This window comes from Streptomyces odontotermitis (assembly GCF_050510915.1).
GTDB lineage: Bacteria > Actinomycetota > Actinomycetes > Streptomycetales > Streptomycetaceae > Streptomyces.
The window spans coordinates 1-22,638 of the sequence record NZ_JBNJLS010000038.1 but is presented as its reverse complement, the minus strand read 5'-3'; the positions used below and the strand labels follow the sequence as shown (position 1 = coordinate 22,638).

General features: G+C 70.7%; 23 protein-coding genes. 6 read left to right on the top strand and 17 right to left on the bottom strand.

What is annotated here, in order from left to right:
• Positions 1–139 precede the first annotated feature (139 nt).
• The 3 genes from ACQB60_RS45310 to ACQB60_RS45300 are packed head-to-tail and all read right to left on the bottom strand — an operon-like array spanning position 140 to position 2,014.
• Positions 140–904 carry a DUF3710 domain-containing protein gene (locus ACQB60_RS45310; protein ID WP_384851150.1) on the bottom strand — a complete coding sequence of 255 codons (765 nt, stop codon included), beginning with the start codon at positions 902–904 and terminating at the stop codon, positions 140–142.
• Position 905: 1 nt separating this feature from the next.
• Positions 906–1,433, bottom strand: coding sequence for a dUTP diphosphatase (dut, locus tag ACQB60_RS45305; protein WP_496931967.1), 528 nt, complete (start codon positions 1,431–1,433; stop codon positions 906–908).
• Positions 1,430–2,014 (bottom strand): PaaI family thioesterase, encoded by a 585-nt coding sequence (locus tag ACQB60_RS45300; RefSeq protein ID WP_384851154.1) that lies wholly within the window; start codon positions 2,012–2,014, stop codon positions 1,430–1,432. The genes dut and ACQB60_RS45300 overlap by 4 nt, the downstream gene beginning before the upstream one ends.
• A gap of 58 nt (positions 2,015–2,072) precedes the next feature.
• Here ACQB60_RS45300 and ACQB60_RS45295 point away from each other — a divergent pair, with 58 nt between their 5' ends.
• On the top strand, positions 2,073–2,519 hold the full coding sequence (locus tag ACQB60_RS45295; RefSeq protein WP_496931966.1) for a DUF3093 domain-containing protein: 447 nt from the start codon (positions 2,073–2,075) through the stop codon (positions 2,517–2,519).
• A 72-nt stretch (positions 2,520–2,591) separates the two neighbouring features.
• Here ACQB60_RS45295 and ACQB60_RS45290 read toward each other — a convergent pair whose 3' ends face one another.
• From ACQB60_RS45290 to ACQB60_RS45275, 4 genes are all read right to left on the bottom strand, one after another.
• Positions 2,592–3,512 carry a hypothetical protein gene (locus tag ACQB60_RS45290; RefSeq protein WP_496931965.1) on the bottom strand — a complete coding sequence of 307 codons (921 nt, stop codon included), beginning with the start codon at positions 3,510–3,512 and terminating at the stop codon, positions 2,592–2,594.
• 13 nt (positions 3,513–3,525) lie between these two features.
• The gene (locus ACQB60_RS45285; protein ID WP_055544889.1) at positions 3,526–3,822 is read right to left on the bottom strand and encodes a DUF4193 domain-containing protein; all 297 of its coding nucleotides are present in this window, start codon (positions 3,820–3,822) and stop codon (positions 3,526–3,528) included.
• A gap of 394 nt (positions 3,823–4,216) precedes the next feature.
• Positions 4,217–5,461 (bottom strand): sensor histidine kinase, encoded by a 1,245-nt coding sequence (locus ACQB60_RS45280; RefSeq protein WP_496931964.1) that lies wholly within the window; start codon positions 5,459–5,461, stop codon positions 4,217–4,219.
• Between the two features lie 6 nt (positions 5,462–5,467).
• Positions 5,468–6,121 carry a response regulator transcription factor gene (locus ACQB60_RS45275; protein ID WP_055544891.1) on the bottom strand — a complete coding sequence of 218 codons (654 nt, stop codon included), beginning with the start codon at positions 6,119–6,121 and terminating at the stop codon, positions 5,468–5,470.
• Positions 6,122–6,443: 322 nt separating this feature from the next.
• Here ACQB60_RS45275 and ACQB60_RS45270 point away from each other — a divergent pair, with 322 nt between their 5' ends.
• Positions 6,444–6,614, top strand: a complete 171-nt coding sequence (locus tag ACQB60_RS45270; RefSeq protein ID WP_496931963.1) for a hypothetical protein — start codon at positions 6,444–6,446, stop codon at positions 6,612–6,614.
• Between the two features lie 117 nt (positions 6,615–6,731).
• On the opposite strand, the gene ACQB60_RS45265 is transcribed toward ACQB60_RS45270, so the two are convergent.
• Positions 6,732–7,541, bottom strand: coding sequence for an inositol monophosphatase family protein (locus ACQB60_RS45265; protein WP_496931962.1), 810 nt, complete (start codon positions 7,539–7,541; stop codon positions 6,732–6,734).
• 84 nt (positions 7,542–7,625) lie between these two features.
• On the bottom strand, positions 7,626–8,765 hold the full coding sequence (locus tag ACQB60_RS45260; RefSeq protein ID WP_496931961.1) for a ferrochelatase: 1,140 nt from the start codon (positions 8,763–8,765) through the stop codon (positions 7,626–7,628).
• A gap of 185 nt (positions 8,766–8,950) precedes the next feature.
• Here ACQB60_RS45260 and ACQB60_RS45255 point away from each other — a divergent pair, with 185 nt between their 5' ends.
• Together ACQB60_RS45255 and ACQB60_RS45250 are read left to right on the top strand one after the other, a co-directional pair.
• A complete protein-coding gene (locus tag ACQB60_RS45255; RefSeq protein WP_496931960.1) occupies positions 8,951–10,198 on the top strand; it encodes an MFS transporter in 1,248 nt (415 codons plus the stop codon).
• The gene (locus ACQB60_RS45250; protein WP_496931959.1) at positions 10,149–11,477 is read left to right on the top strand and encodes a D-arabinono-1,4-lactone oxidase; all 1,329 of its coding nucleotides are present in this window, start codon (positions 10,149–10,151) and stop codon (positions 11,475–11,477) included. Before ACQB60_RS45255 ends, ACQB60_RS45250 begins: the two co-directional genes overlap by 50 nt.
• A gap of 41 nt (positions 11,478–11,518) precedes the next feature.
• On the opposite strand, the gene ACQB60_RS45245 is transcribed toward ACQB60_RS45250, so the two are convergent.
• Positions 11,519–12,688, bottom strand: a complete 1,170-nt coding sequence (locus ACQB60_RS45245) for a hypothetical protein (RefSeq protein ID WP_496931958.1) — start codon at positions 12,686–12,688, stop codon at positions 11,519–11,521.
• Between the two features lie 462 nt (positions 12,689–13,150).
• Here ACQB60_RS45245 and sepH point away from each other — a divergent pair, with 462 nt between their 5' ends.
• On the top strand, positions 13,151–14,263 hold the full coding sequence (sepH, locus tag ACQB60_RS45240) for a septation protein SepH (protein ID WP_496931957.1): 1,113 nt from the start codon (positions 13,151–13,153) through the stop codon (positions 14,261–14,263).
• Between the two features lie 83 nt (positions 14,264–14,346).
• Here the strand turns inward: sepH and ACQB60_RS45235 are convergent, their stop codons facing one another.
• A complete protein-coding gene (locus ACQB60_RS45235; protein ID WP_496931956.1) occupies positions 14,347–15,198 on the bottom strand; it encodes a sulfurtransferase in 852 nt (283 codons plus the stop codon).
• Between the two features lie 295 nt (positions 15,199–15,493).
• On the opposite strand from ACQB60_RS45235, the gene ACQB60_RS45230 reads away from it, so the two are divergent.
• Positions 15,494–16,300, top strand: coding sequence for a VOC family protein (locus ACQB60_RS45230; protein WP_496931955.1), 807 nt, complete (start codon positions 15,494–15,496; stop codon positions 16,298–16,300).
• A 122-nt stretch (positions 16,301–16,422) separates the two neighbouring features.
• On the opposite strand, the gene ACQB60_RS45225 is transcribed toward ACQB60_RS45230, so the two are convergent.
• From ACQB60_RS45225 to ACQB60_RS45200, 6 genes are all read right to left on the bottom strand, one after another.
• Positions 16,423–17,421, bottom strand: a complete 999-nt coding sequence (locus ACQB60_RS45225; RefSeq protein ID WP_496931954.1) for a 2-dehydropantoate 2-reductase — start codon at positions 17,419–17,421, stop codon at positions 16,423–16,425.
• Entirely contained in the window at positions 17,418–18,674 is a 1,257-nt protein-coding gene (locus ACQB60_RS45220; protein WP_496931953.1) for a cytochrome P450 family protein, read from the bottom strand. Before ACQB60_RS45220 ends, ACQB60_RS45225 begins: the two co-directional genes overlap by 4 nt.
• 8 nt (positions 18,675–18,682) lie before the next feature.
• Positions 18,683–19,036, bottom strand: a complete 354-nt coding sequence (locus ACQB60_RS45215; protein ID WP_496931952.1) for a MoaD/ThiS family protein — start codon at positions 19,034–19,036, stop codon at positions 18,683–18,685.
• Between the two features lie 16 nt (positions 19,037–19,052).
• Complete coding sequence (locus tag ACQB60_RS45210; RefSeq protein WP_496931951.1) at positions 19,053–19,712, bottom strand: MPN domain-containing protein; 660 nt, start codon at positions 19,710–19,712, stop codon at positions 19,053–19,055.
• Positions 19,712–20,380, bottom strand: a complete 669-nt coding sequence (locus ACQB60_RS45205) for a DUF5825 family protein (protein ID WP_496931950.1) — start codon at positions 20,378–20,380, stop codon at positions 19,712–19,714. Before ACQB60_RS45205 ends, ACQB60_RS45210 begins: the two co-directional genes overlap by 1 nt.
• 86 nt (positions 20,381–20,466) lie before the next feature.
• Positions 20,467–22,338, bottom strand: coding sequence for a RiPP maturation radical SAM C-methyltransferase (locus tag ACQB60_RS45200; RefSeq protein WP_496931949.1), 1,872 nt, complete (start codon positions 22,336–22,338; stop codon positions 20,467–20,469).
• Between the last annotated feature and the right edge of the window lie 300 nt (positions 22,339–22,638).

Below are 22,638 nucleotides of genomic sequence, written 5' to 3'. Positions count from 1 at the left end.
CGAAGGCATCCCGTTGACGACTCTCTTACGTCGCCGCCGTTTGCCCGCTCTCACCTGCGAAAACACCGATGGGCCGTACCCCCATGAGGGAGTACGGCCCATCGGCCCGCAACTTTTCGGTCAGCGAACCCCGGCGGGTTCAGCGCACCTCGGTGATCTCCGGTCCGCGCTCCAGCTGGCCCATTCCGCCGGAGAAGCGCGAGCCCTCCTGCTGGTCCTGCTGGACGCCCTCGGCGACCATCTGCGCGTCGTCCGGCAGCTTCAGGACGATCGGGTCGCGCGGCGCCATCGGGCCCTCGCCCCGGACCACCACGGTGTCCCGGAAGATCTGCTCCAGGAGACCCGCGGCCTGCGGCTGCACCGCGCCCTGCCCGGAGATCACCCCGCGCAGGAACCAGCGCGGCCCGTCGACGCCGATGAAGCGGACGACCTGGAAGCCGCCCGTCCCGTCCGGCAACTGGACCGGCACCTGGGCGCGCAGCTCCCAGCCGAGGGGACCCTCGACCTCGTCGATGACACCGCCCTGCTGCGTGATGCCCGAGGCGATCTCCTCGCGGACCTCGCCCCAGATGCCCTCCTTCTTCGGGGCGGCGAAGCCCTGCAGCTGGATGGCGCTGTCCTGGAGCACGACGGTGGCCGCGACGATCGCGTCGCCCGCGACCTCGACCCGCAGCTCCATGCCCTCGACTCCGGGCACGAAGATGCCGCCGAGGTCCACCCGGCCCTCGCCCGGCTCACGGACCTCGGAGACGTCCCAGGGACCGTCGGGACGGGGCTCGGGCTCGAGCCGCACGCGCGCAGGCTGCTCCTCGTCCGTCACTTCACTGTCGGTGCCGTCGACGACCTGCTCGGCCTCGCCGGCCGCATCCTCGGCGGCACTGTCCTTCTTGCGACGTCCGAACACGTCACTGTCCTTCCCGGTCAGATACGACCGATGCGTATCGATTCCCACCCGTTTGTTCACCCGAGCCGGCGCCCACGGCGGCATGGCCACCGGTGGACCCGAAGCCCCCCTCGGCCCGCGCCGATGCGGGAAGCTCCGCGACCTCCTGGAAGCGAACCTTCTCGACTTGCTGGACGACCAGTTGGGCAATCCGGTCGAAGCGCTCGAACCGCACGCTCTCGCGCGGGTCGAGATTCACCACGATCACCTTGATCTCCCCACGGTACCCGGCATCCACCGTCCCCGGGGCATTCACCAGAGCGACACCGCAGCGAGCGGCGAGCCCGGACCGGGGGTGCACGAAGGCCGCGTACCCCTCGGGCAGCGCGACAGACACCCCCGTCGGCAGGACCACGCGCTCCCCCGGGGCGAGTTCGCACCCTTCGGTGGTCCGCAGATCGGCACCCGCGTCGCCGGGCTGCGCGTACGACGGCAGCGGCACCTCTGGGTCGACGCGGCGGATCAGCACATCAAGCGGAGCACGGGTCACGGGTTCACCTCGAAGGCGCGGGCGCGCCTGATCTGGTCCGGGTCATTCATGGCCGCCTGGATCTCCGCCGGGCGGCCGTTGTCGATGAAGTGGTCGACCTTCACCTCGATGAAGAGCGCGTCGGCGCGGACCGCGACGGGCCCGTCGGGGCCGCCGATCCGGCCGGTCGCCGTCGAGTAGATCTTCCGCCCCGCCACGGCGGTCACCTCGGCCTCCAGGTGCAGCACGGTGTCCACCGGCACCGGCCGCACGAAGTCCGTCTCCAGACGCCCCGTCACCGCGATCACCCGCAGCAGCCAGTTCAGCGAGCCGAGCGTCTCGTCCAGGGCCGTGGCGAGGATGCCGCCGTGCGCGAGCCCGGGGGCTCCCTGGTGGGCCGGGCGCACCGTGAACTCCGCGGTGATCCGCACGCCCTCGCCGGCACGGGCCTCCAGATGCAGCCCGTGCGGCTGTCCCCCACCACAGCCGAAACAGTGCTCGTAGTGGGCTCCGATGAGCTCGCCGGGGGCGGGCGCGTCGGGGTGGCGGACGGGCGCTATGGCGTCGGCCGGGGGCTTCAGAGCTGCAGAAGTACCACTCACAGGCGCAGACCTTACCTGCGCGTCCACCCCTGTAGCTCACCGTGCCAAGCTTGGTTGCATGCAGCCTTACGAAGAACGCCTGACCGCGCCCCGTTCGTGGTGGGTTGTCTCCCTCCTCGTCGGGGTCGCCATGGCTCTGACGATGCTTCCCTTCGGCACCCTGCCCCTGCTCGGCGGCCTGGTCGGCGGGACGGCGGTCGCGGCCATCGTGACGAGTTCGTACGGCTCCGCCCGTATCCGTGTCGTGGCGGGCTCCCTCGTCGCCGGCGACGCGAAGATCCCGGTGTCCGCACTCGGCGACGCCGAGGTCCTGGACGCGGAGGGGGCGCGCGCCTGGCGCACCCACCGGGCGGACCCGCGCGCGTTCATGCTGCTGCGCAGCTACATCCCGACGGCGCTGCGGGTGGAGGTCGTCGACCCCGAGGACCCGACGCCGTACGTGTACGTGTCCACGCGGCACCCGGAGGCCCTCGCGGCGGCCCTGGCGGCCGTCCGTACGGCGTAACTCCCCACGGGGCTCACCTCGGGGCTCTCTCCGGCCCCCGTGGGCCCCAACTCCCGGCCCTGAGGCGGCGGTTCAGGCCCCCAGCTCCTTGGGCGGCTCTCCGGGCCGCAGCGGGTCCACGGGCAGCTCCAGGGGCGGCAGCTCCGGCAGCGCGTCCCACGGCACCTGCGCCTTGCGCAGATCGGCGCGGACGCGGGCCGCGAGGCGTTTGGTGTCCCGGCGGTTCATGACCGCGCCGACGGCGGCGCCCACCATGAACGGGATCAGGTTCGGCAGATTGCGGACCATGCGCTTCATGATCTGCTGGCGCAGCTCGCGCTTCATCTGGCCGCCGAGCGCGGCGTTTATCGTCGACGGCTTCGCCACGTCGATGCCGCGCTCCTCGGACCAGGAGCTGAGGTAGGCGGTGCTGCGCTGGGTGAGGGTGCCGGGCGGGCGCAGGCCGTAGACCTCGTGGAGTTCGGCGATCAGCTTCAGCTCGATCGCGGCGACCCCGGTGATCTCGGCCGCCAGTTCGGCGGGCATAGCGGGCGGCACCGGCAGCATGGCCGCCGCGCCCACTCCCGCACCCACCGTCGACGTGGCGTTGGCCGCGCCGGAGACGAGCTTGTCCGCGAGCTCCTCGGGGGTCAGGCCGGGGAACTGCTTGCGGAGGGTGGGCAGGTCGCGGACCGGGATCCGCGGCGCGTTCTCGATGAGGCGGTCGGCGAGGTAGCCGATGCCTGCCTTGGCGCCCTGACCGCCCTTGCGCACGCCCTGCCGGACGCCCTGCGTGACGGCGGCAACGCGGCGTCCCTTGCGCGTGTCCGCGCGGGGCGCCTTGTCGGCCGCCGTCTCCTCCCGCGCCGCCTCGGCGGCGGTCGCGGGCTCGAGCGAGGCTGCTCCTGCAGGGGAAGAGCCCCGCTCGTCGTCACGTACGTCAGCGGCAGGTGCGGCTGCGTCCGCTCCGCGCTTGCGGAAGCGGCGTTTCCTGGGCGGGGTCGTGCCAGTCACGGCCGCCCCGGCCTCAGTCGCAGTCGCGGCAGATCGGCTGGCCGTTCTTCTCGCGGGCCAGCTGGCTGCGGTGGTGCACGAGGAAGCAGCTCATGCACGTGAACTCGTCCTGCTGCTTGGGGAGCACGCGCACTGCGAGCTCCTCGTTGGACAGGTCCGCGCCGGGCAGCTCCAGGCCCTCTGCGGCCTCGAACTCGTCGACGTCGACCGCCGAGGTCGACTTGTCGTTTCGCCTGGCCTTGAGTTCCTCGATGCTGTCCTCGTTGACGTCATCGTCGGTCTTGCGTGGGGTGTCGTAGTCCGTTGCCATGTCGCTCTCCCCCTCTGGGTGTCTGCGGTGTCTCCAGCGCACGTAACGCGTGAGAGGCCGGACTTGTGCCCGACCCGAGGCGGAGATTTTGCCTCACATCAAGGTCTGTTACTCAATCGACACCCAACCGCCCCCCTGAAGAGGTGATCGGGTTGGATGGCGATCGGGACCGTACACGGTCCGAATGTCGCACTTCACGGGCGCCACCCCGTGTACTTCCCGTGATCAAGACCCCCGAAAACCCGGATTTTCCCGGCTTTCCGGCGATGTTCACGATCACGGAGAGTAGATGGCCAAAAATTCGCCCCTGTGATCGATTCCACACGGATCCTCCGGGATCGAGTCCCGAAAATTCCGCGCAAAGCGAACACGGCGGCGCGTCCGCGACGAGACGTCAGATGGGCAGAGTGACACGCATCACGAGCCCACCCCCCTCGCGCGGCTCCGCGATGATACGGCCCCCGTGGGCGCGCGCCACCGACCGGGCGATCGACAGGCCGAGCCCGACGCCCTTGTCGCTGCCCGTCCGCTCGGTCCGCAGCCGGCGGAAGGGCTCGAAGAGGTTGTCGATCTCGTACGCCGGGACGACCGGCCCCGTGTTGGACACGACGAGGACCGCCTGGCCGTGCTGGGCCTCCGTGGTCACCTCGACCCAGCCGCCGTCGGGGATGTTGTACCGGACCGCGTTCTGCACCAGGTTCAGGGCGATGCGCTCCAGGAGCACGCCGTTTCCCTGGACGACGGCCAGGCCGCGCTCCCCGCGGATCTCGACACCCTTGGCCTCGGCCTCCGCGCGCGCCTGGTCGACGACGCGGTTGGCGACCTCGGCGAGGTCCACCGGCTTGCGCTCCACGATCTGGTTGTCGCTGCGGGCGAGCAGCAGCAGGCCCTCGACGAGCTGCTCACTGCGCTCGTTCGTCGCGAGCAGGGTCTTGCCGAGCTGGTGGAGCTCCGGCGGCGCGTTCGGGTCGGAGAGCTGGACCTCCAGGAGCGTGCGGTTGATGGCCAGCGGGGTGCGCAGCTCGTGCGAGGCGTTCCCCACGAACCGCTGCTGGGCCGTGAAGGCCCGTTCCAGGCGGTCCAGCATCTCGTCGAAGGTGTCCGAGAGCTCCTTCAACTCGTCGTCCGGGCCGTCCAGTTCGATGCGCCGGGTCAGGTCCGTGCCGGCCACCCTGCGGGCCGTACGCGTGATGCGGCCGAGCGGCGACAGGACGCGTCCCGCCATCGCGTACCCGAAGGCGAACGCGATCACGGCGAGGCCGAGCAGGGCGAGCAGCGAACGGCTGAGGAGATTGTCCAGCGCATGTTGACGCAGGTCGTTGACGCATCGGTTCAGCGCGGAGTTCAGCTGGTCCGCCGAGGGGTGATCGGGCAGGCCCCGAAGGTTCGTGCAGGAACTGCTGCTGACCTCGACGCCCGTGACGCGGAACGGCAGATCACTGCCCACGTTCAGGGCCTGCGCGGCGAGCAGGTAGATGATCGAGAGCAGCAGGATGCCCGCGATCAGGAACATGCCGCCGTACAGGAGCGTGAGCCTTATGCGGATCGTGGGGCGCAGCCACGGGAACGGCGGCTCGGGCTTCCTCGGATCCCAGGTCGGCTTGGGAGGCGCCTGCGGTGGCGCGGGGGTCGCGGCCACCGGGGGTCAGATCCGGTAGCCGGAGCCGGGCACCGTCACGATGACGGCGGGCTCACCGAGCTTGCGGCGCAGGGTCATGACGGTGACCCGCACGACGTTCGTGAACGGGTCCGTGTTCTCGTCCCACGCCTTCTCCAGGAGCTGCTCGGCGGAGACCACGGCCCCCTCGCTGCGCAGCAGCACCTCCAGGACGGCGAACTCCTTGGGCGCGAGCTGGATCTCCTTGCCGTCCCGGAACACCTCGCGGCGGTTCGGGTCGAGCTTGATCCCGGCGCGCTCCAGGACGGGCGGCAGGGGCACGCTCGTGCGCCGGCCGAGGGCACGCACGCGTGCCGTGAGCTCGCTGAAGGCGAAGGGCTTGGGGAGGTAGTCGTCGGCGCCGATCTCCAGGCCCTCGACGCGGTCGCTGACGTCACCGGAGGCGGTGAGCATCAGGACGCGGGTCGGCATGCCGAGCTCGACGATCTTGCGGCACACGTCGTCGCCGTGGACGAGCGGGAGGTCGCGGTCCAGGACGACCACGTCGTAATCATTGACGCCGATGCGCTCCAGGGCGGCGGCGCCGTCGTACACGACGTCGACGGCCATGGCCTCCCGGCGCAGTCCGGTGGCCACCGCATCGGCGAGCAGCTGCTCGTCCTCGACGACGAGTACACGCACGTCGCTGTCCTTCCTCTGCGCCCCGGCGCGGACGCGGGGCAGGTCTGTTCGTGGGGTGAGACCTCCATCCTGCCCCTTTCAGCCATAAACCGGCTGTAAGACGGCCTCGGGGCCCGGGAATGCGGGATTTTCTCCGCCGGTTGAGGTTTCTGCGGAACGGAGCCAGGGGAGGACGGCAGTTACACCCGCGATCACGTTGTGTATGTGGCGCGCCACGAACCGCTTTCCGCAGAGCGGTCGAGGGACGTGATCGTCCCTTCTCCAGGGCACACCCCCGTGCCAGACAGACCCACGACCCAGCCGAGGGGGCGTAAGCGCAACCATGGACGCATTCACCGCAGGGCTACTGCAGCGCATAAAGGCCACGGAATCCGACCTCTCCCGGGCGAAGGAGACTGGCGACGACTTCCTCGTGGAGGTCGAGCAGTCCGAGCTGGAAGATCTGCACCGCCTCGCCGCCGAGCACGGCGTGGAGGTCGCTGCGCACGCCTGACGTGCGAACCCCATCAGCACGGGGCCCCGGCACCTGTCCCAGGTGCCGGGGCCCTTCTCTGTCCGCTCACCGCCCCGCCGGACGGCGCCCGGCGGCCTCGGACGATGTCCGGCGGCCTCAGTCGTGCCAGGCGCCCTGCTCGTCCAGGAAGCCCTGGAGCCGCTCGAAGAGGCCGGGCGGGGCGGCGATCGTCAGCTCGCCGGAGGGCGCCTGGCCCGGGCGTCCCCCGGTGAGCGCGCCCGCCTCGCGCGCGATGAGCTCCCCGGCGGCGAAGTCCCAGGGGTTGAGGCCCCGCTCGTAGTACGCGTCCAGGCGGCCCACCGCCACGTCGCACAGGTCGATCGCGGCCGAGCCGCCGCGCCGGATGTCCCGCACGCGCGGGATCAACTGCCGGGCGATCTCGGCCTGATGGGCCCGGCGGGCCGCGATGTAGCCGAAGCCGGTGCCGACCAGGGCCTGCTCGAACGGCGGGGCGGTCCGGGTGCGCGCGGGCCGGTCGTTGACGTACGCGCCCTCACCGAGCACCGCCCGGTAGGTCTCGCCGCGCATCGGGGCGCCGACGACGCCGACGACCGTCTCGCCGTCCTTGCGGGCCGCGATGGAGACGGACCAATCGGGGCGCCCGTAAAGGTAGTTGACCGTGCCGTCGATGGGGTCGATCACCCACTGGACGCCGGTGGTGCCCTCGGTGCTCGCGCCCTCTTCGCCGAGCACCCCGTCCCCTGGCCTGCGGTCGGCCAGGAAGTCGGTGATGAGCTTCTCGGAGGCGATGTCCATCTCCGTGACGACGTCCACCGCGCTGGACTTCGTGGCGGCCACGCCCAGGTCTTCGGGGCGGCCGTCGCGCAGGAAGGTGCCCGCGCGCTGCGCGGCCTCCAGGGCGACGGCGAGGAGTTCGGCCCGCAGGGCCTGGGGCTGGTCGGTCATGGTGCTCCTTGTGCCTACCGGTTCCTACCAGGTTCCTACCGGGTTCCTGGCGGTTTCTGGCGGTTCCTACCGGGTTCCTGGCGGTTACGCGTACGGGCTGTCGGTGCCCGCGGCGGCGGGCTGGGGGGTGCGGGCCGGGCAGCAGCCGACCGGACACAGGTCGTGGCTGGCGCCGAGCGCGCCCAGGGCGCAGGGCGTCACCGCGGCCCCGGACTCCGTGGCGGCCCGCTCCAGGACGAGCTCGCGCACCGCGGCGGCGAACCGGGGGTCGGCGCCGACGGTGCCCGAGCGGCGGACCGGAAGTCCGAGCTCCCTGGCCTTGGCCGCGGCCTCCGTGTCCAGGTCGTACAGGACCTCCATGTGGTCGGAGACGAAGCCGATGGGGACCATGACCACCGCGGGGACACCGGCTCCGTGCCGCTCCTCCAGGTGATCGCAGATGTCCGGCTCGAGCCACGGGATGTGCGGGGCGCCGGAGCGCGACTGGTAGACGAGCTGCCAGGGGTGGTCGACGCCGGTCTCCTCGCGGACGGCGTCGGCGATCACGCGCGCGACGTCCAGGTGCTGCTTCACATAGGCGCCGCCCTCCCCGTGGTCCTCGACGGGGCCGGAGGCGTCCGCCGCCGCGTCCGGGATCGAGTGCGTGGTGAAGGCCAGGTGGGCGCCGGCGCGCACGTCCTCGGGGAGGTCGGCGAGGGACTTCAGGACGCCGTCGATCATGGGGCGGACGAAGCCCGGGTGGTTGAAGTAGTGCCGCAGCTTGTCGACGCGGGGCAGGGCGCTCCTCTCGACGCCCTCGGCCTCCAGGGCGGCGAGGGACGCGGCGAGGTTCTCCCGGTACTGGCGGCAGCCCGAGTACGACGCGTACGCGCTGGTGGCGAGGACCAGGATCCGGCGGCGGCCGTCGGCCACCATCTCGCGCAGGACGTCAGTCAGATACGGCGACCAGTTGCGGTTGCCCCAGTACACCGGCAGGTCCAGGCCATGGTCCGCGAAGTCCTTGCGGAGGGCGTCGAGCAGCGCGCGGTTCTGCTCGTTGATCGGGCTGACCCCGCCGAACAGGAAGTAGTGCTGGCCCACCTCCTTCAGGCGCTCCTTGGGGATGCCACGGCCCTTCGTCACGTTCTCCAGGAACGGGACGACGTCGTCAGGGCCTTCGGGGCCGCCGAACGAGAGCAGCAGCAGGGCGTCGTAGGGAGTGGGATCCAGCGCAGCATCGGACATGCCATCGATCCTGCCACCCGCCACTGACAGCCGCGTAACGGCCGGCTGGTCCGGATAAGAACCCGAACGTCCCGTCCGGAAAACGACGATGCGCCCCCAGCCCCGCAGACGTAAGCTGTCTCAGCCACCTTTACGCCTTACCGGACCCTCGTCGGCCCGGAGGCGTCGCCCGACCGGAGAACCACGTGCCCAGCCCCTACCGCGCCATCTTCGCCGCCCCCGGCACCAAGGGCTTCTCGACGGCCGGCTTCCTCGGACGGATGCCCCTGTCGATGATGGGCATCGGCATCGTGACCATGGTTTCCCAGCTCACCGGCCGGTACGGCCTGGCCGGCGCCCTCTCGGCCACCGTCGCCCTGTCCGCCGCGGCGATCGGCCCGCAGATCTCCCGGCTCGTCGACCGGCACGGCCAGCGCCGGGTGCTGCGGCCCGCCACGCTGGTCTCGCTCGCCGCGGTCGCCGGGCTGCTGCTGTCCGCGCAGTTCGGGTGGCCTGACTGGACGCTCTTCGTCTGCGCCGGCCTGGTCGGCTGCGTGCCGAGCGTGGGCTCGATGATCAGGGCGCGCTGGGCGGTCCTCTACCGGGGCACCCCGCAGCTGCACACCGCGTACTCCTTCGAGTCCGTGGTGGACGAGGTCTGCTTCATCTTCGGGCCGATCATCTCGATCGGCCTCTCCACGGTGTGGTTCCCGGAGGCCGGGCCCCTCCTTGCGGGCGTCTTCCTCGCCGTCGGCGTCTTCTGGCTGACGGCGCAGCGGGCCACCGAGCCGGTGCCGCACCCGCGTGAACACCACACCGGGGGCTCGGCGTTGCGCTCGGGAGGGCTGCAGGTGCTGGTCGCCACGTTCGCGGCCACGGGCGCCATCTTCGGCTCGATCGACGTGGTCACCGTGGCGTTCGCGGAGGAGCAGGGCCACAAGGGGGCCGCGAGCCTCGTGCTCGCGGTGTACGCGCTGGGTTCGTGCCTGGCGGGAGCGGTCTTCGGCCTGCTGCACTTCTCGGGGGCGCCCGCACCCCGGTGGCTGCTCGGTGTCTGCGCCATGGCCGTGAGTATGATCCCGCTTCAACTGGTCGGGAACCTTCCGTTTCTGGCCGTGGCGTTGTTCCTCGCGGGCCTCTCCATCGCACCGACGATGATCACGACGATGGCCCTCGTCGAGCAGCACGTACCACGCGCGAAGCTGACCGAGGGCATGACCTGGGTGAGCACCGGACTCGCGGTCGGCGTCGCGCTCGGCTCGTCCGTGGCCGGCTGGGTGATCGACGCCGCCGGTCCGGACGCGGGGTACGGGGTTCCGGGGGTGTCCGGGGCCGTCGCGGTCACGGTGGGATTCCTGGGGTATCGCCGGCTGAAGCGGCCGGTTCCGCAACGGGGAGGGACCCATGAGCACGGGCAGCGGACGGAACGCAGGGACCACGAAGGCATGGCGTAACTGGGCGGGCAACGTCACCAGCCGTCCGGTCCGCGAGGTCACCCCCGCCTCCGTGGACGAACTCACCGCCGCCGTGCGCGCGGCGGCGGACGAGGGCCTCAGGGTGAAGCCCGTCGGCACCGGCCACTCCTTCACCTCGACCGCCGCGACCGACGGCGTCCTCATACGCCCCGACCTGCTCACCGGCATCCGCAGGATCGACCGCGCGGCCGGCACCGTCACCGTCGAGGCCGGCACCCCCCTGAAGCGCCTGAACGCGGCACTGGCCCGCGAGGGCCTGTCGCTCACGAACATGGGCGACATCATGGAGCAGACCGTCTCCGGCGCGACCAGCACCGGCACGCACGGCACGGGCCGCGAGTCCGCCTCGATCTCCGCCCAGATCAAGGGACTTGAACTGGTGACGGCGGACGGCTCGGTGCTGTCCTGCTCCGAGAAGGAGAACCCCGAGGTCTTCGCGGCGGCCCGGATCGGGCTCGGTGCGCTCGGCGTCATCACCGCGATCACCTTCGCCGTGGAGCCGGTCTTCTTCCTCACCGCGCGCGAGGAACCGATGACCTTCGACCAGGTCACGAACGAATTCGACCAGCTCTTCGCCGAGAACGAGCACTTCGAGTTCTACTGGTTCCCGCACACCGGCAACTGCAACACCAAGCGCAACAACCGCAGCGCGGGCCCCGCGGCCCCTCCCGGCAGGGTCAGCGCCTTCGTCGAGGACGAGCTGCTCTCCAACGGCCTGTTCCAGGTGGTCAATTCGCTGGGCCGGGCCGTGCCCGCGACCATCCCGACGATCGCCAAGATCTCCAGCAAGGCCCTGTCCGCCCGGACCTACACGGACATCCCGTACAAGGTCTTCACATCTCCGCGCCGGGTCCGCTTCATCGAGATGGAGTACGCCGTGCCGCGCGAGGCCCTGGTGGAGACGCTGCGCGAGCTGAAGACCATGGTCGACCGCTCGAACCTGAAGATCAGCTTCCCGGTCGAGGTCCGCACCGCCCCCGCCGACGACATCGCGCTCTCCACGGCTTCCGCCAGGGAGAGCGCGTACATCGCCGTCCACATGTACAAGGGCACGCCGTACCGGCAGTACTTCACCGCCGCCGAGCGGATCTTCACCGCCCACGAGGGGCGCCCGCACTGGGGCAAGGTGCACACCCGCGACGCGGAGTACTTCGCCGGCGTCTACCCGCGCTTCGCCGAGTTCACGGCGCTGCGCGACCGGCTCGACCCGGACCGCCGCTTCGGCAACGACTACCTGCGCCGCGTCCTCGGCGACTGATCCGGGTCACCGCTCCTTCCGGGCCACCGCCCGCTTCCGGGTCACTCCCCGCCCGTCGGCGCCTGCCGCTCCAGGCCGCCGGTGCCGTTGCCGGTACCGTCGCCGTCCGGAGTGGGCGTCAGGGTCGGGGTGGGCGTGGGCGTCGGGGTGGGGGTCGGCGTCGGGGTCGGGGTCGGGTCCTTCTTGGAACCGTCGTCGCCGGAACCGGAGTCCGTGCCGTCGCCCTTGTCCGGCGTCTGCCCGGTGTTCCCGTCCTGCTCCGTGGACGAGCCGCCGCCCTGCCGCTCACCCTCGCCCGTGCCCGAAGTGCCGTTGCCCGACGGCTCCTCGGAGGTGCCCGTGGACGGCTCCGGGTCGGACTTCTTCTGAGAGCTGTGGCCGGTCAGCGCGTCCCCGAAGGTGGTGCCCTTGCCGCCGCTGAACGTCTTGTCGGTGACGAGTTCGTACGTGGTGATCCCCGCCATCGCGACGCCGAAGACCACGGCGCCGGCGATCAACGGCCGCTTCCAGCTGCGGATCTGCGTCCGGTGCGTGGTGGCGGCGGTGAATTCCTCGGAGGGAAGCGGCGGTTGGGCGGGCCCGGCGCCGGGCCCGGTGGCGCGCAGCACGCGCGTGGCGTCGTCGCGCGGCACCAGCTGGGTCGCGTCGACGGAGCCCAGCAGCTGTGTCTTGTCGGCGTCGGGGCCGACGGCGCCCAGGAGTTGGGTCTTGTCCGCGTCCGTCCCGTCCGCCCCGCCCGCGACGGGCAGCACGGTCGTCGGGTCGGCGTCGAGGTCCTCGGGCCGCCTCCCCCACGTCGTGGTCACCGGGCCCGTGCCGGTGTAGGCCGCCGCTCTGGTGGCCGACGTTCTGGTGGCCGACGTTCTGGTGGCCGCCGCTCTGGTGGCCGACGTCTGCGGATCCGCCCTGAAGGCGGCGGGCACAGGCGTGTCGGCGGTCACGGGAACCTGGTGCGGCTTCGGCTTCGCCTGCACGGCGACGTCGCGTATCTGCTCGCCGGTGCGCTTGAAGAAGTGCTGGAAGACCGAGCCGCCGGTGGCCGCGACGGCGCTGACCACGCCGGCGCCGATGATCGTGCCGTAAACCCCCATGAAAGAAGCCAGTTTGGCGGCCACCACGGCGGCCACGGCGCTGCCCGCGACCTGTGGCACGCTCAGATCGATGCGCCGCTTTTCCTTCGCATCAGCGCCGGACTCCGGCTTTTCACCCATCTCAGAACCTTGCCGTCCTTTCTCGACTCACTACACGAGAAGGGGACGTACCGGGGGAGTTTTTAGTTCCGGTTCTGGAGATTCCGTGAAGTGCGCCACCCGCGCGCGGGCCGCGATCGCGGCGCGAAGCCATCAACTCCCTTCCCCTGCGACAAGTTCGGCGGCGCGGCGGTCCACCCAGGTGGCCCGAATGGAGTACTGTTGCGAGCCCTGGGTCCGGTCTCCCGCCAGGGTGCCCGGGGCCTCCATGGACTACCGGGAGGGGGCTCGCTGCACAGGGTGACGAGAGTCGTCACTTAGCGTTGCGAAAAGGTAACCGTGCCATAACGGCGATCCAGGGCCCATGCCCGACACGCCGGGCAACTCGGCAAGGTTGTGGCAGGCTGCACCCGGGCAGGCCACACTCGACTAGCGGAAGCAGCGACGCACGTGACGTCGGCAGGCACCACCCGGGAGGTCCCCATGCCCGAACTGCGTGTCGTGGCCGTCAGCAACGACGGCACACGGCTGGTGCTGAAGGCTGCGGACAGCACGGAGTACACGCTTCCGATCGACGAGCGGCTGCGCGCCGCTGTGCGCGGCGACCGTCCGCGCCTCGGCCAGATCGAGATCGAGGTGGAGAGCCACCTCCGCCCCCGCGACATCCAGGCCCGCATACGAGCGGGTGCCAGCGCGGAGGAAGTCGCCTCGCTCGCGGGCATTCCCGTCGATCGCGTCCGCCGCTTCGAAGGACCCGTGCTCGCCGAGCGCGCCTTCATGGCGGAGCGGGCCAGGAAGACCCCCGTACGCCGTCCCGGCGAGAACACCGGACCACAGCTCGGCGAGGCCGTGCAGGAGCGGCTGCTGCTGCGCGGCGCCGACAAGGACACCGTCCAGTGGGACTCGTGGCGCCGTGACGACGGCACCTGGGAGGTCCTCCTCGTCTACCGCGTGGCCACCGAACCGCACTCCGCGAGCTGGACCTACGACCCGCCCCGGCGGCTCGTCCAGGCCGTGGACGACGAGGCGCGGTCGCTGATCGGCGAGTCCGACGACATCGCGGCGCCCGAGCCCAGCTTCCCGTTCGTGCCGCGCATCGCCCGGCTGCCCCGCGACCGGCCCCTGGACCGACCGCTCGACCGGCCGCTCGACCGCGCCCTGGACCGGCAGTTGGACCGCCCGGCCGAGCCCGCCCGGGAGCCCTCGGACGAGTCGACGGGCGCCGGTGCGGCCGTCGCCGAGCAGGAGCGCGACTCCCTCACCAGCCTCCTGGAGGCGGTGCCCAGCTTCCGGGGCGACATGATCGTGCCCGAGCGTCCGTCCACCGCGCCCACGGAGCTCCCGCCGCCGCCCCCGGCGGAGGAGACCGTCGAGCAGCAGGAGCCGGAGGCCGAGGAGCCCGCGGCCTCGGCGGCGTCCGCCGGTTCGGCGTACGCGGACGTCCTCATGCCGCGCTCGGTCGCCAGCCACCGCGACCGCCTGGTCGGCTCCACGGACCGTCAGGCCGAGGCCGACGGCGTCCGCCCCGGCCGCCGTGCCGCGGTGCCGAGCTGGGACGAGATCGTCTTCGGTACGCGCCGCAAGAAGCAGGAGTAACGCATCACCGTACGTACGAGGAGGCCCGCACCGGACTGCTGGTGCGGGCCTCCTCGTGTACGCGGAAAGGCGGGACAGGCCGCCTACTGCGGGTCCGGTCCCGTCGCCACCGGGCGCGCGGGGTCCGAGGACCACTCCGACCAGGAGCCCACGTAGAGCGCGGCGTCGATGCCCGCCACCGCGAGGGCGAGGACCTCGTGCGCCCCCGACACACCCGAGCCGCAGTACACGCCCACCTGTGAAGTCCCGGACGCGCCCAGGGACTTGAAGCGGTCGGCGAGCTCGTCGGCCGGCTTGAACCGGCCGTCCTGGGCGACGTTCTCCGTGGTCGGCGCCGAGACCGCGCCCGGGATGTGGCCGCCGACGCGGTCGATCGGCTCGACGTCACCGCGGTAGCGTTCGCCCGCGCGCGCGTCCAGGAGGAGCCCCGACCGGGCCAGCGACGCCGCGCCGTCCGCGTCCAGGAGTCCGGCCGCGCCCGGGGCGGGCACGAAGGTTCCCTCGTCCGGAGTGACGGTGCCCGACTCGAGCGGGCCGTCCCAGGCGGCCAGGCCGCCGTCAAGGACGCGCACCGCCTCGTGCCCCGTCCAGCGCAGCAGCCACCAGGCGCGCGCCGCGGCCCAGCCCTGCCCCCCGTCGTACACGACGACCGGCCGGTCCGCGCTGACCCCGGCCGCACGCATGGCCGAGCCGAAGCGCGCGACGTCCGGCAGCGGATGGCGCCCCGCCGCGCCCGCCGGCCCCGCCAGATCGGCGTCCAGATCCACGAAGACCGCCCCGGGAACGTGCCCCTCCTCGTAGGCGGCCCGGCCGTCGAAGGGAGCGGCGCCCCCGGCCTTGGCCGTGCTGAGCTGCCAGCGGACGTCCAAAAGAAGCGGCGGGTTCTCGCCCGTCGACTCGCTCGCGAGTTCGGATGCGGAGATGATGGCATTCATGGGCCCATCCTTGCGCATGGGGTAGCCCCGCCGTTCAGGTCCAGTTACCCTGCACCGCCGGAATACGCGTCGTAGGGAAGCGCGCACGCTGTGTGCAGCGAATCGATACCGCTCGGCAACTGCGCGTTAACGGATGAGGAATGGCAAACCGGGCATCCCTGCGAGGGAAGCCGTCAGAAGCGGCGCGGTTGGGGAGCGCGCCGCGCGAGGTGGTGCGAGCATCTGCACGGGCGCGCATGCGCGCGGCGAGGGTACGCGCGTTCGGGAACCATGAGGGGTCGAGGAGAGAGTGACGATGACCGAGGCACGGGGGTCGGCGGGCCGACGCGAGAGCGCGGACACCGTTCGGCACACACCCGGCACACCTTGCTGGGTGAGCCTGATGGCGCACGGCCTGGACGCGACCCAGGAGTTCTACGGATCGCTCTTCGGCTGGGAGTTCCAGCCGGGGCCCGAGCAGCTCGGGCCGTATGTGCGCGCCCTGCTCGACGGCCATGAGGTGGCCGGCATCGGCCAGTTGCCGCCCGACCACCACCTGCCCATCGCATGGACGCCCTATCTCGCGTCGGACGACGTCGACGCGACGGCCGAGGCCGTACGGCACTGCGGCGGGACCATCGGCGTGGGGCCGCTCGACGCGGGCGACGCCGGGCGGATGGCGATCGCGTCGGACCCGTCGGGTGCGGTGTTCGGGATCTGGCAGGCCGCCGAGCACGTGGGCACGGCCGTGTTCGGGGAGCCCGGGGCGCCCGCGTGGAACGAGCTGCTCACCCGGGAGACCGCCACGGTCGGAAAGTTCTACCAGGCCGTCTTCGGATACGAGGAGGAGGCCGTGGTCTCGGCCGACTTCGACTATCTGACGCTGCGCGTCCAGGGCCGCCCGGTGGCCTCGGTGCACGGCGTCGGCCAGGCCCTGCCGCGCGACCGGGGCGCGCACTGGATGACGTATTTCGAGGTGGCCGACGTGGACGAGGCCGTGGAGCGGGTCACCGAGCTCGGCGGTCACGTCCTCAAGCCCGCGCGCGTGGGTACGCACGGGCGGGTGGCGACGGTGGCCGACCCCGAGGGCGCGGCCTTCACGCTCGTACGGTCGAACGCCTGATCATCGAGGGATCAGCCGGACACACGACATCAGGCCCAACCTCCCTGTGTTGCAAGGGGGTTGGGCCTGATGACTGATGCCTGATGGCTGATGGCTGATGGCTGATGGCTGATGTGCAAGCGCTACTCCTGGAGTGAGCCCTCCGCCGTCAACGCTTCCCGCGTGGCGAGCAGCTCGTAGAGCGTCTCCAGGAGCGGCGCCGGCTGCCCCGCCTTCTTCCCGAGGCGTACGGCGGCGCCGGTCCACGCCTCCAGTTCGGACGGGCGGCCCGCGAGGATGTCGCGCTGCAGCGAGGTCACGGCCTCGGGGGGCTGGCGGTCCATGAGCCCGGTCGCCGTGTCCACCGCGTCCTCCGGGAGTTTGATCCCGAGCCCGAGGGCGGTCTCGTGGATCTCCCGCATGCCCGTGATCAGCATCTTCCGGGTGCCGGGGCGGGAGCGGAGCTCACCCATGGTCGCCCCGCCGGTGGCGGCCCCGAGGCTGCCGACGGGCACCACCAGCAGGAACTTCGCCCACAGGTCCGCCCAGATGTCGGCCGGCTCCGGCACCGCCACCGAGGCGGCACGCAGCGCCTCGCGCAGCCGTTCCACCCGCGCGGAGGTGCCGCCGTCCCACTCGGCGAAGGCCAGCGCACCGGGCGGGCCCATGTGCCGCACCTCTCCCGGCCCCGTCCGCACGGCCACGACCCGGGGCAGGCCGGGCAGCACCCGGTCGCGGCCCAGGGCGGCGGCCACTTGTCCGGGGGCCTCGACGCCGTTCTGCACGGTGATCACGGCGGTGTCCGCGCCGACCATCGGGGAGAGCGTGTCGATGGCCGCTGCCAGCTGCGGGGTCTTGACGCTCAGCAGGACGAAGTCGACCTCGCCGATGTCCGACGGAGTGTCGGAGGCGTGAACCTCGGTCATGGGCAAGGGACTTGATCCGTCCGCCGAGCCGTCGGTGACGCGCAGGCCGTCGCGTCTGAGTGCCGCGAGGTTCGCGCCGCGCGCCAGGAACCGCACGTCCTGCCCGGCGGCCGCGAGCCGGCCGCCGAAGTAGCCGCCGATCGCGCCGGCGCCGACCACGGCGATGCTCGGGCCGCGCCTCGTGCCGCGCCTCGTGCCGCGCAGATTTCCGGTCATCCGTCCTCACTCCTTCTCGGCAGCCGCGTGCCCACGCGCAGGGGCAGGGCCTCCAGGCCGCGGCTGAGTGAGCTGTCGGAGAGCCAGGCGATCTCCTCGGGCGCCACCGCGAGCTCCAGCTGCGGCAGCCTGCGCAGCAGCGTGGTGAAGGCGATCTCGCCCTGGAGGCGGCCCAGCGGGGCCCCCACACAGAAGTGCGGGCCGTGGCCGAAGCCCAGGTGGTGGTTGGGTGAGCGGGTGACGTCGAAGCGCTCCGGGTCGTCGTACACCTCGGGGTCGTGGCCCGCGGCGGACAGGGACAGGTGCACGAAGCTGCCCCGGGGGACGTCCACGTCGCCGAGCCGCATGTCCTGGGCGGCGATCCGCAGCGAGGCCCAGGAGGCCGACCCCTCGTACCGCAGGATCTCCTCCACCGCCGAGGGCACGAGGTCGGGCCGGGCGCGCAGCAGGGCGAGCTGCTCGGGGTGGCAGAGCAGCAGCGCCGTCCCGTTGCCGAGCATGTTCGCGACCGTCTTGTGCCCCGCGATGAGCACCAGGAGGATCGTCGAGAACAGCTCCCGCTCGCTGAAGACGCCCTCGTCCCTGCCCCGGATGAGATCGCTCAGCAGGTCGTCCCGCAGATCCGAGCGGCGCTCGGCCACCAGCTGCCCGAAGTAGTCGATGAACTCCTCGGTCGCCGCCCTGAGTTCGGCCTCGGACGTGTGGAACGGGTCCTGGCTGAGGACGTAGCCCCACTGGTGGAACAGCGGCCGGTCGGCGACCGGGATCCGCAGGTACTCGCAGATCACGGTGAGCGGCAGGGGCAGGGCGAACTCGGTCAGCAGGTCGATCTCGCCGGACTCCGGGAAGGCGTCGATGAGGTCGTCGACGATGTCCTGGATACGGGGGCGGAGCCCGGCGATCCGGCCGGGCACGAAGGCGCGGCTGATGGGTCTGCGCAGCCGGGTGTGCTCGGGCGGGTCGGCGAACCCGAGGTTGCGGACCATCAGGAGGCTGTCGGCCAGGGCCTTTTCCCTGAAGCGCGGCGGCAGGTTCTCGACCTGCTTGGACAGGCGCGCATCGCCCAGGGCCTGTTCGACGACCTTGTGCCCGAGGACCGCGAACGCGTCCGCGCCCGGGGGGTAGTCGATCCGGTGGACCGGGCACTTCGACCTGAGCTCCGCGTTGGCCGCGTGCGGGGACGGTCCCGGATCGGTGAAGAATTCCGCGGGCAGTGCAGCCGGTGCGTCCGGCCTCTCCGTCGTGTCCGCCACCGTGGCTCCTAGAACCCGGCTCGGCAGCCGCCCGCGACGGCCGGGATGATCCAGACGACATCGCTCTGAGCCACCTCGGTGTCGAGGCCGTCGACGCTCCGGATGTCGGTGTCGTTGCGGTAGACGTTGACGTAGCGCTTCACGGCGCCCTCCGCGTCGATGATTCGCTCGATGACGCCGGGGAAGTCCTGGTCGAGGCTGCGCAGCACCTCCCCGATGGTCGCCCCCGCACCCGATATCTGCCGCTGCCCGCCGGTCAGCGCGTGGAAGGCGGCAGGGAGCCTGATGGCCACGACGGGTGCCGGAACAGTCTCGTCGGCGCTCTGGAGGTCCGCGCCGACGGTCTGCGTAGAACTGGGCATGTCTTACGTCTCCTCGCTAGGAACCTGTTATCTCTGACTCTTCGTGGATCTCGGCCGGGATCCGCAGGTCGAGCTTGTCGGACTGGTCGGGACCGGGCCGCCAGGCCGCCACGCGATGGGCGACGACGCCGCGCCGCGTGTGCACGTACCAGATGACGTTCACGGGCCAGCACGACTGCCGGAAGAGGTATTCGTCCATGCGCGTCGGCAGCTCGCTGAGCTCCTGTGTCCGCTCGTGCGGCGGGCCGATCTCGTGCCAGTCCGGGTGCGAGTGGATGGAGCCCATCAACTCCAGGCCGTTCGCGGCCTGTCGCCGGATCGCCGCGAAGACGCCCTCTTCGTCGCACCAGAATCCGCGGCCCGGATTCCGGTAGACCTCACCGAACTGCGGCGCGATGATCGTCTCGAACTCGTCCATGACGTCTTCGTCGTCACCGCGGATGTTCAGTACGAACTCGATGTCACTGATGGTGATCTCGGCGCCGGTCACCTGCCCGAACAACAGGCCCGAGGCACGCGGCAGATGACTGGGAATACCCTCGGCGTCCCGGCTGTCCAGACACTTCCGGTACTCGTCGGCGGCATTGTTGAGAAAGCGCCGGGCGGGCTCCGGTTCGAAGTGGACCAGCTGCGGCAGGTCCCCGAACAGCGCCATGTCGTCGATGCGGTCGGACACTAAGTACCTTCCTCCAGTTTCTTCCCGGCAGCGGCCAGAGTTCCCCCCAACAAGGCCGCGCCCAGGGGCCAGGTGCGCATGTGCACCGGCAGCGTCACGCAGTGCTCCCCGACGCGCAGGAGCAGTCCCTTGTCCACCAGGTCCCGGGCGGCGCCGGCGTGCCGTGCGTCCTGGGTCACCTCGGACCAGGCGCAGCCGGCGAGGGCGCGGGAGAAGACGTCCATCAGGGCGGGGTCGTCGACGACGACGCGCCGGGTGGACTCGGGGCGCTGGTCGACGACCGACAGGAATCCCGGGCCCTTGCGGAAGTACAGGAGCCCGAAATGGTCGGTGGACCGCCACGCTCCGGTGGGTGCGGCTGCGTTGTCCCGCACCGTGATGCGGCCGGGGGCGGGCAGATGGTCGAGCCGCTCGATCAGGCCGCTCTGTTCCGCGTCCAGAATCAGCGACCAGTCGACCTGGACGCCGATCGAGGAGCATTCGCGGAGCACGGCAATGGTCCGCACGACCGCCTGGTCGGACAGCGTGGAGAAGTCGGCGTCCGCTGCGAACCGGACGCGGGCGACCGGTACTCGCGGCAGCAGTCCCGCCAGTTCGGTGGCGGCGGGGAGTCCGGCCCCGTCGGCCCCGAGCGTCAGCGTGGCGCTCCCCGGCGGATCGCCCGCCATCACACCCTCCGTATGCGATGCCTGCGTATTCGATGCGTGCGTATTCGATGCGTGCGTCTTGAGTTCGTCGATGTCCATCAACATGCTCATCGCGCCGCTGACACCTCCCTGCCTTCGATCAGCTTCCGGCGGTACGGGTCGACTTCGAGCGCGACGCTCACATAGCGCCCCTCGTCCTCGAAGGCGAGACCGCGGTCGACGAAGTAGCGCAGCATTTCCTCGACTTCGCCGTCCTCGACCTGATGTCCGCTGTCGGTCAGACGCCGCCGTACACCCTCGACGCCCGCGCCCTGGAACATTCCGAGATACACATTGCTCCGCCGCTCGTCGAGCACGATCACTTCCTCGGGCCAGCTGGCGCGCCGGTCCTCGATGACCACGCGGCCCCGCTCGTCGCTCCAATAGGAGAGATCGCTGCGCGCATACGCCTTGGCCCATTCCTCGACGCCCTGCTTCAGCTCGTCCTCGATGGCGCCGACGATTCCCTGGTCGGTGGTGTCGAAGAGATAGACCAGATCGTGCAGTTGGTCCTTCGGCACCTGATAGATGAATTCGTAGATCTCGGCCGGGCGCCGGAACATGAACCCTTGGGAGGGTTCTTCGAAGTACGGGCTGAACCGCTCGAGGGCGATGCGCCAGGCCCCGGTCGGCGGCTGGAGGTGTTCGAGCGTGGCGAACTTCTTCAGCAGCGCCCGGTATTCCTCCTCGGTCTCCCCCGGGAACCCGTAGAGGATGTTCCAGGTGACGTTGAGGCCCAGGTCCTCCGAATCCCGCAGCAGCCGTACGTTGTGCGCGGCGCTGACGCCCTTGTCCATCAGGCGCAGCACATGATCGGCCAACCCCTCGATACCGGGCTGGACATAGAGCACATTCGCCTCGCGGAGGCTGCTCAGCTGCTTGCGCGTCAGGTTCGACTTGATCTCGTAGTGGATCCGCAGATCACATTCGAGATCGGCCAGCTCCGGCATGACCGTGTTGATGTACTTCATGTCGAGGATGTTGTCGACCATCACCAGATCGAGGACCTGATAACGCTCGGCGAGATCCCGCACTTCCTGGGCGATTCGTGCCGGGGCCTTGCTCCGGAAATCGATGTTCGATCCGTTCAGGCCGCAGAACGTGCACTGGTGGCGCTCGCCCCACCAGCAGCCGCGCGACGTCTCCATCACCAGCATCGGGCTCACGTGCTCCCGGACCGGCGACGCCTTGAGCGCCTCGAAGTAGCTGTCGTAGTCGGGCGCGGGCACCGCCGCGAACGGCAGCGCCCCCTTCGCGGGCTCGTTCGCCACCGCATTGCCCTCGGCGTCACGCCAGCTGAGTCCCGGCACGTCCGCGAAACTCGCGCCCTGGGCGATGCGGTTGAGCAGTGCGGGCAGAGCGCGCTCGCCCTCCCCGCTGACCACGAAATCCATCTGCTCGAAATTCCGGTGCAGGGTGGCGCCCTGCTGCCCGTCGCAGTTGCTGCCGCCCAGCACCGTACGAATGCCCGGCACCAGTCGCTTCAGCTCCTTGGCCAGCGCGAGGGACGGCACATTCTGCATGAAGGTACTGGTGAATCCGACGACGTCCGGCGGGTCGGCGGCGATCTCGACCGCGAGATCCTGGATGAACTTCCGTGCGTACTTCTGCATGTGCACGGGGATGGCCGGATCGATGCCGCGCTTCGTGAGGAACTCGGCGAACTCGTCGACGAGATAGCTGTCGACGTCGTACAGGGGCGGTGTGAACACCCAGTCGCCCACACCGTGGAAGACCTGCACGGCGACGTCCTCATAATCCGCTGCCGTGATGACACCGTCGCTCTCCCGCATCAGATGCTCGGCCCAGCGAAGGCTGACGTACATCTCGTCGACGGTCCAGCCGGCGGCGCTTCTGCGAGCGCTCGGCCCCAGAATTCCCAGGGCGCTCGACGGGGTGTCAAGTCCTTGCCACGGCATGGCGATCATCAGGAGTTTCACAGGATGCCCACCCTTGAAGTTCTGTCGATTGCAGAGACGCGCAGGGTTGTGCGGTGGATCTGTGTTCTCAGGGGTTCCGGACCCGGAATGCGTGGGACGGCACGCGGCTACCCCAACAGAGAAGCAGCTTCTGGGAGTTGATCATTCAGCCGGGACAGACTCATGAATGACGGAGAAATGCACCCTGGCGAATGCGCAGCTGAACACCCAGATGAACACGCAGGTGAAGACGCGGGTGAAGACGCGGGTGAAGACGCGGGTGAAGACGCGGGTGAACGCCCCGATCATGGGCGCGGTGAA